1 protein-coding gene is annotated in these 1,226 nt (G+C 42.2%); it reads right to left on the reverse strand.

The annotated features are described in order from the left end of the window. Window positions 1-1,113: IS110 family transposase (locus G9G57_RS25255; protein WP_164965680.1), on the reverse strand; the 1,113-nt coding region annotated here is incomplete at its 3' end. Window positions 1,114-1,226: the final 113 nt, after the last annotated feature.

Below are 1,226 nucleotides of genomic sequence, written 5' to 3' on the forward strand. Positions count from 1 at the left end.
TCCTTCTGCTCTCTTGCGATCATAGAACGCTTTGAGTCGCATATTTCGGGAGCGTATAAGCCCACACTGGACAGCCATTACCAGTGCGTAACGCAACTGCCTGGAACCACGTTTCGTGATTCGGTTTCGAGTTGCTGTAAATTTACCGGAAGCAAAGACACTCGGGTCAATGCCTGCAAAAGCCACTAGCTTTTTAGGATGATCAAATCGGTCGACTTCTCCAATTTCAGATAAAATTGTTGCAGCAATTTTATGCCCAATACCGGGAATCGACTGAATTAATTCATACTCTTCAATTTCTTCAGCCAGAGCATCTATGTTCTGTTCCAATTCAGTAAGATGCTCTTGATACTGAAGAATGAGGGTAATAAGGACTTTCAAATTGATTAAGTGGCTAGCATACATGGTTTGCTGAAACGGGTTTTGTTTTGCCGCATCTAGCAGTCGTTGAATCCGTTGGTTAATCCAGTCCTCTGAACGCCCTCGTTTCGAAGAAAGCAGTTCTTTCATCTTAGCTTTGAGTGTATTTTCATCTGTCTGCAAAACTGAATATGAGGTTGGGAATTCACTTAAAAACCGTAGTGAAACACCGGAATACATAGCTCCAAAGACGCCTTTGTAAGCCGGGAAAACCTGATCTAAAACAGCTTGGAATTGTAGTTTAGTCTGTACACACATCTTTGAAAGAGAATCATATTGTCTTGTAAGATAGCGCAGATTGAGAAGTTGCACCCCTCTTTTTTTAAAAGGTTCAAACTCTTCCTTGTAGTACAATTCTCCCAATAGGTAAGCGTCAGCAGCATCCGTCTTTACTTTACGAAGTTGAGACTTCCTAAGCCGATTTGAGATGAGCGGATTAATGACAATGTAAACATAGTGATGTTCTTCTAGGAACTGAACAACCGGACTTTGGTAATGGCCGGTTGCTTCTAGAATAAGCAAAGGACGTTGTTTGGATGCAGATTCAACGTCCTTTAAAACTTGATGGAGATTTGCTAAACCATCACGAGTGTGCTCGAAGTGGAATGTCCCTCTGAATGGCTTTCCTCGCGCTAAAAAGGCTTGTCCATGGCTTTCTTCTTTAGAAATATCTAGACCGATAACTGAATTCATTTCATCTCTCCCTGTAAGTTTAGATTTACCGGCATCCCCTAAGGTTCTTCTTGTCGCTCCATAGCATCGCTTGTTATACGGGATCTTACGTCCCAACCAGCCTCAATCATGGT

The organism is Paenibacillus sp. EKM211P (assembly GCF_011066175.1).
In the GTDB taxonomy this organism is placed as follows: domain Bacteria; phylum Bacillota; class Bacilli; order Paenibacillales; family Paenibacillaceae; genus Paenibacillus; species Paenibacillus polymyxa.